The 5701-nt window shown below is 67.9% G+C and carries 11 protein-coding genes; all 11 read left to right on the top strand.

Features of this window, described 5'->3' with window-relative positions:
- The coding region (gene tuf / locus JSV65_17380; GenBank protein ID UCH36829.1) for an elongation factor Tu at nucleotides 1–135 on the top strand (135 nt) is incomplete at its 5' end.
- Nucleotides 136–154: 19 nt separating this feature from the next.
- Nucleotides 155–484, top strand: coding sequence for a 30S ribosomal protein S10 (rpsJ, locus tag JSV65_17375; GenBank protein UCH34277.1), 330 nt, complete (start codon nucleotides 155–157; stop codon nucleotides 482–484).
- Nucleotides 485–690: 206 nt separating this feature from the next.
- Nucleotides 691–1359 carry a 50S ribosomal protein L3 gene (rplC, locus tag JSV65_17370; protein ID UCH36828.1) on the top strand — a complete coding sequence of 223 codons (669 nt, stop codon included), beginning with the start codon at nucleotides 691–693 and terminating at the stop codon, nucleotides 1357–1359.
- A gap of 25 nt (nucleotides 1360–1384) precedes the next feature.
- Nucleotides 1385–2017 (top strand): 50S ribosomal protein L4, encoded by a 633-nt coding sequence (gene rplD, locus JSV65_17365; GenBank protein ID UCH34276.1) that lies wholly within the window; start codon nucleotides 1385–1387, stop codon nucleotides 2015–2017.
- Nucleotides 2014–2319, top strand: coding sequence for a 50S ribosomal protein L23 (rplW, locus tag JSV65_17360; protein ID UCH34275.1), 306 nt, complete (start codon nucleotides 2014–2016; stop codon nucleotides 2317–2319). The genes rplD and rplW overlap by 4 nt, the downstream gene beginning before the upstream one ends.
- A gap of 124 nt (nucleotides 2320–2443) precedes the next feature.
- A complete protein-coding gene (rplB, locus tag JSV65_17355) occupies nucleotides 2444–3268 on the top strand; it encodes a 50S ribosomal protein L2 (GenBank protein ID UCH34274.1) in 825 nt (274 codons plus the stop codon).
- A gap of 67 nt (nucleotides 3269–3335) precedes the next feature.
- The gene (rpsS, locus tag JSV65_17350; protein UCH34273.1) at nucleotides 3336–3620 is read left to right on the top strand and encodes a 30S ribosomal protein S19; all 285 of its coding nucleotides are present in this window, start codon (nucleotides 3336–3338) and stop codon (nucleotides 3618–3620) included.
- Between the two features lie 9 nt (nucleotides 3621–3629).
- The gene (gene rplV, locus JSV65_17345) at nucleotides 3630–4022 is read left to right on the top strand and encodes a 50S ribosomal protein L22 (GenBank protein ID UCH34272.1); all 393 of its coding nucleotides are present in this window, start codon (nucleotides 3630–3632) and stop codon (nucleotides 4020–4022) included.
- Nucleotides 4023–4089: 67 nt separating this feature from the next.
- Nucleotides 4090–5073 carry a 30S ribosomal protein S3 gene (gene rpsC, locus JSV65_17340; protein ID UCH34271.1) on the top strand — a complete coding sequence of 328 codons (984 nt, stop codon included), beginning with the start codon at nucleotides 4090–4092 and terminating at the stop codon, nucleotides 5071–5073.
- A gap of 74 nt (nucleotides 5074–5147) precedes the next feature.
- Nucleotides 5148–5579 (top strand): 50S ribosomal protein L16, encoded by a 432-nt coding sequence (gene rplP, locus JSV65_17335; GenBank protein UCH34270.1) that lies wholly within the window; start codon nucleotides 5148–5150, stop codon nucleotides 5577–5579.
- Nucleotides 5576–5701, top strand: a 126-nt coding sequence (gene rpmC / locus JSV65_17330; protein UCH36827.1) for a 50S ribosomal protein L29, incomplete at its 3' end; no start/stop codon positions are given. The genes rplP and rpmC, both read left to right, overlap by 4 nt.

Raw genomic sequence — 5701 nt, 5'->3', positions numbered from 1 at the left:
GTAATGCCCGGGGACAACGTGACGATCACGGCGGAGTTGATCCAGCCGATCGCGATGGAGCCGGGGTTGCGGTTTGCGGTGCGCGAGGGCGGGCACACGGTGGGCGCCGGCGTCATCGCCGACATCATGAAGTAGAGGAGCGAGGCGCAAGCACATGGCCAGGTCAACCGAGACAGCCGCGGACAAGATCCGTATCCGGCTCAAGGCGTTCGATCATCGCATCTTGGATCAGTCCGCGGTGCGCATCGTGGATACCGCGCGGCGCACCGGGGCGCAGGTGTCCGGGCCGGTGCCGCTGCCGACGGAGATCAACCGGTTCTGCGTCATTCGCTCGCCGCACGTGGACAAGGAGTCCATGGAGCATTTCGAGATGCGCACGCACAAGCGCCTGATTGATATCTTGGAACCGAGCCCGCGCACGATAGATGCGCTGATGAAGATTGACTTGCCGGGCGGCGTGGACATCGAAATCAAATTGAGCTAACCGGGTTCGTATGTTGCCGGAGGGCATTGCGCTCGGCCGGCGGCGATGGAGAACCCCGTTCCGGGAGAGTTCCGGGTGACGCGGCTGCGCCGCGTCCCGGAGCGGCCCGGCGGCTGCGCTCGGGATGGGCCCGAGCCGGTCGAACCGCGGCGCGCAGTGCCGCACGGGCAATGCCTGAAACTCGCTAGGGGAACCGCGACATGGCGGTGGCTAAAGGGATAATCGGGCAGAAGCTGGGCATGACCCAGATGTTCGACGAGCAGGGGCGCGCGGTGCCGGTGACGGTGATCCAGGCCGGGCCGTGCACGGTCGTGCAGCGCAAGACGGTCGCACGCGACGGCTACGACGCGGTACAGTTGGGCTTCGGCGCGGTCCGCGACAAGCACGTCAACCGCCCCGCGCGCGGTCACTTCAAGCGCGCGGACGTCGAGCCCAGGAAGACGCTCGGCGAGTTCCGGCTCACCGACTGCGATCAGTACCAGGAGGGCCAGGAACTGCGCGCGGACCTCTTTGAGCCCGGCGAGCGAGTCAATGTCACCGGGGTCTCGAAAGGCAAGGGTTTCGCCGGCGTGGTCAAACGCTATGGCTGGCACGGGGGCGGCGCGGCGCACGGGTCAATGCTCCATCGGCGGCCGGCTTCGGGCGGAGCGACCGGTCCCGCGCGCGTCTTCCCCGGCACGGGCAAGCCCGGCCACATGGGCGCCGCACGGGTGACGGTAAAGGGGCTGGAGGTGATCCGCGCGGACGCGGAGCGCAACTTGCTGATCCTCAAGGGCGCGGTGCCGGGAGCGCCCGGCGGTGTGGTGCGGATCACGAAGGCGCAGGAGCGGCCGAAGCGGGTCGCGCGCGCGCGACTGGTCAAGACCAAGGAGTGAGCCGCCGACAGCGGAGGCGTACGAGATGCCGAGCATGCCAATGTACAATACGGCGGGCCAGCAGGTGAGCGAGATCGAGGTCAGCCCGAAGTTGTTCGACCTCGAGCGCGATGAAGGCCTCGTCCATGCTGCGGTCACGGCGCACCTCGCGAGCCGGCGCGCGGGGAGCGCGAGCACCAAAAGACGCAGCGAGGTCCGGGGCGGTGGGCGCAAGCCGTGGCGACAGAAGGGCACCGGGCGCGCGCGCCACGGCAGCCGACGCTCGCCGATTTGGAAAGGCGGCGCAGTCGCCATGGGGCCCAAGCCGCGCGACTACGCGCAGCGCCTGCCCAAGAAGGCCCGGCGCAAGGCGTTGGGCGTGGTGCTCTCGGAACGCGCGCGCAATGGGGACATCACGGTGGTTGATCGCCTCGCGCCGGAGCGTCCGAGCACCCGCGCGTTGAGCCAGATGCTGCAGAATCTGAAGCTCGATGTTGACGGCGGGAAAGTGCTGGTGGTGGACGCGGAGCCATCGCGCGAGTTGGAGCTGTCGGCCCGCAACCTGCCGGGAGTGGATGTCGTGAGCGCCGATGCCCTCAATACGTATATGGTTGCCGTCAGCGAGCGGCTCGTCTTGACGCACGCCGCGGTGGAACGGCTCCAGGAGACGCGGACATGAGAGACGCCCGCGACATCATCATCAGGCCGATACTGTCGGAGAAGAGCGTCGCCGCTTCGGAGCACGACAAATACGTCTTCCGCGTTCATCTCGCGGCGACGAAAGTGGAGATTCGCAACGCGATCGAGGTGCTGTTCCCGGACGTCAAGGTGAGCAAGGTCAACACCATGGTCGTGCGCGGCAAGGAGCGGCGCACCTCGGGCTACGGCCGCCGCCGCCGGCGGCCGGGGCGCACGTCGAATTGGAAGAAGGCGATAGTCACGCTGCGCGAGGGCAAGATTCCGGTGTACGAGGGCGTCTAGCGGGTCGGGCACGAATCTCGCCGGCATCCCGGAGACTGCTCGGGAATGGGGTCGTCGAGTGCGAGGACGCGGCAGCGCCGAACCGGCGCCGGGCGTGAATAACGCAGATTAGAGGTAGGTCACAGTGCCGTTAAAGCAATATAGGGCGACAACGCCCAGCCGGCGCTACATGACGCGCGTCGAGCGGCGCTACACCCGGCAGCGCCCCGAGAAAGCCTTGCTCAAGCCGGTCGGCGGCAGCGGTGGGCGCAACGTCTCGGGACGCACTACGGTGCGTTTCCGCGGCGGCCGGCACAAGCGGCGGTATCGCGTCATAGACTTCAAGCGGAATAAGGACAACGTGCCCGCCAAGGTCGCGGCGATCGAATATGACCCCAACCGCTCGGCGGACATCGCACTGCTGCACTACGTCGACGGCGATAAGCGGTACATCCTGGCCCCGGTGGGGCTGGTCGTCGGGGCAACGGTGAGTTCCGGTCCGCAGGCGGACGTGCGCCCGGGCAACGCCATGGCGCTGTCGTCCATGCCCGTGGGCACGATCGTGCACAACATTGAGTTATCACCGGGCAAGGGGGGACAGCTCTGCCGCAGCGCCGGCGCCAGCGCGCAGCTCATGGCGAAGGAGGGGAAATTCGCGCACCTGCGCCTGCCCTCCGGCGAGATGCGTATGGTGTACATCGGCTGCCGGGCGTCGGTGGGCCAGGTCGCGAACCCGGAGCACTCGAACGTCACGATCGGTAAGGCGGGGCGCAAGCGCTGGCTCGGCCATCGGCCACACGTCAGAGGCGTCGCGATGACCCCGCGGGATCACCCGCACGGCGGCGGCGAGGGGCGCAGCCCAGTCGGGCGCAAGAGCCCGATGAGCCCGTGGGGCAAGCCGACCCTAGGGCCGAAGACGCGCAAGCGCAACAAGGCCAGCGACCGCTTCATCGTCAAGCGCAGGAAGTAGGCGCGCGCGGGGCAACTGAGACGGACTGTGCGGGCCGGCACGGAGAAACGACAGAGGCTTTAGAGACATGGCGAGATCGTTGAAGAAAGGGCCGTTCGTGGACGCCCACCTCGCGGACAAGGTGGAACGCCTCAACCGTTCGGGTGAGAAGAAGATCATCCGCACGTGGTCGCGCCGCTCGACCATCGTGCCTGACATGGTGGGACACACCATAGCGGTGCACGACGGGCGCAGGCACGTCCCGATCTTTATCACCGAGAACATGGTGGGGCACAAGCTCGGCGAGTTTGCGCCGACCAGGCATTTCCGGGGCCACGGGCGTCACACGGAGCGGTCAACCGCGCCGCGCTAGGAGGCATCGGTGCCGGCGAAGGCTACAGCCAAATACATCCGCATGTCGCCGTACAAGGTGCGGCGCGTGCTCGCGCTGATCAGGGGCCGCGGCGTCGAAGAGGCGCTGGCCGTGCTCAAGTTTACGCCCGGCGCAGCTGCGCCGGCGATCACGAAGCTCGTTAATTCGGCCGCGGCCAATGCGGAGAACAACCACGGCATGGACCGTGAGCGCCTGTGGGTGCGGGAAGCATACGCGGATCAAGGGCCGAGCTTGCGGCGTTACCGGCCCGGCTCGATCGGGCGCGGCGGCGTCATCAGGCGCCGCCTGAGCCACATCACCGTGGTGCTCGACGAGCGAACGGAGCAGCCCGCGGCATCACGGGGTCGTCGGCAGCGCGCCCCACGCGCCAAGGAGCAATAGCGCCCCGCCGGCGCCGCGGATTCGTCGAGAGCGATCGAACGCGCGCGCGGGGAGGGAAGGGAAACCGATGGGTCAGAAGGTTCATCCCCTAGGTCTACGGTTGGGGATAGTCAAGGATTGGAAGAGCCGCTGGTTCGCCAAGAAGGGCTACGCCCACATGGTGCTTGAGGATGCCGCCATCCGCGAGTACTTCAAGAAGCGATTCGTGCGCAGCGACACCGGGCGCGGGCGCCGCGACCGGGCGCGCGACGCCGGCATCGCCGAGGTCGAGATCGAGCGCGCGGCCAACAACGTCCGCATCACGCTCCATACCGCGAAGCCGGGCATCATCATCGGCCGCGGCGGCCGCGGGATTGACGACCTGCGCAACGAGCTCGAACGGCTGACCAACCGCAAGGTGCACATCAACGTCGAGGAGGTGCGCCAGTCGGAGTTGAACGCGCAGCTCGTGGCCGAGAACGTGGCGGGTCAGCTCGAGAAGCGCGTCGCGTTCAAGCGCACGGTTCACCAGGCGGTGCAGCGCAGCATGCGCATGGGCGCTCAGGGCATCAAGATCATCTGCGCCGGCCGTCTGGGCGGCTCGGAGATGGCGCGCAGGTATCCCGACAAGGACGGCAAGATACCGCTGCACACGCTGCGCGCAGACATCGACTACGGTTTCACCGAAGCGCGCACCACCGCCGGCAACATCGGCATCAAGGTGTGGATCTACCGCGGGGATATCATCCCCGAGAAGGCTCCCGCGCGGCCGGAAGTCCCGGCTGAGAAGCGCGAGCAGAAAAAGCGCCCGGGTTGGCGTCGAGTGCCCCAGGCGGAACAAGCTCCCGAGGTCGAAGCCGAGGCGGCCGCGGAGCAGGCGGAAGAGGCAGCGGCTGAGGCCGTCGCCCCCGCCGCCGCTGCGGAGCCTGCCGAGGGCGCCGCGGAGGCGGCGCAAGCCGCGGACGAGTCCGCACCGGCCACTGAGGACGTCGCGGACGCGACGGCGCCGGCCGACGACGCCGAGGCAGAGAGCACTCCGGATACCGAGAACGAGGACACTGACGAGGAATAGCGGCCGGTCGGCCGCGCGCACGCCGGTCCCACCGCGTGGGGGGCTGCGCGTGAGCGATGCGAGGTAAGCACGCGATGTTAATGCCTTCCAGGACCAAGTACCGCAAGCAGCAGCGCGGCGGGATGAAGGGTCGCGCGAGCCGCGGCAACACGCTGGCGTTCGGCGAACACGGGCTGCAGGCGATGGAAAGCTGCTGGCTCAGCAACCGGCAGATCGAGGCGGCGCGCGTCGCCGTCACCCGTCACGTCAAGCGGACGGGCAAGGTATGGGTGCGCGTGTTTCCCGACAAGCCCGTCACTAAGAAGCCGGCGGAGACGCGCATGGGCAGCGGCAAGGGCAACCCGGAAGGCTGGGCGGCGGTGGTCAGGGCGGGGCGCATCCTGTTCGAACTCGGCGGGGTCAGCCCGCAGTTGGCACGCGAGGCGCTGGAGTTGGGTGGCCACAAGCTGCCGATCAAGGTGAGAATTGTTTCGCGTGCCATCGGCGGCGGGGAGGCGGCGGCGTGAAGGCTTCCGAACTGCGCGAGCAGAGCACTGTAGAGCTTGAGGAACGATTGCGCAACTTGCACGACGAGTGGTTTCGCCTGCGCTTCCAGCAGGTGAGCAAGCAGTTGCCCAACCCGATGCGC

Source organism: Armatimonadota bacterium, from assembly GCA_020354555.1.
Taxonomy (GTDB): domain Bacteria; phylum Armatimonadota; class Hebobacteria.
This window is presented reverse-complemented; position numbering and strand designations above follow the sequence as displayed.

Coding starts and splice junctions, on each gene's coding strand:
- rplW (UCH34275.1), top strand. CDS start 2,014: ATGAGAGACGCCCGCGACATCATCATCAGGCCGATACTGTCGGAGAAG.
- rpsS (UCH34273.1), top strand. CDS start 3,336: ATGGCGAGATCGTTGAAGAAAGGGCCGTTCGTGGACGCCCACCTCGCG.
- rplD (UCH34276.1), top strand. CDS start 1,385: ATGCCGAGCATGCCAATGTACAATACGGCGGGCCAGCAGGTGAGCGAG.
- rplP (UCH34270.1), top strand. CDS start 5,148: ATGTTAATGCCTTCCAGGACCAAGTACCGCAAGCAGCAGCGCGGCGGG.
- rpsC (UCH34271.1), top strand. CDS start 4,090: ATGGGTCAGAAGGTTCATCCCCTAGGTCTACGGTTGGGGATAGTCAAG.
- rpsJ (UCH34277.1), top strand. CDS start 155: ATGGCCAGGTCAACCGAGACAGCCGCGGACAAGATCCGTATCCGGCTC.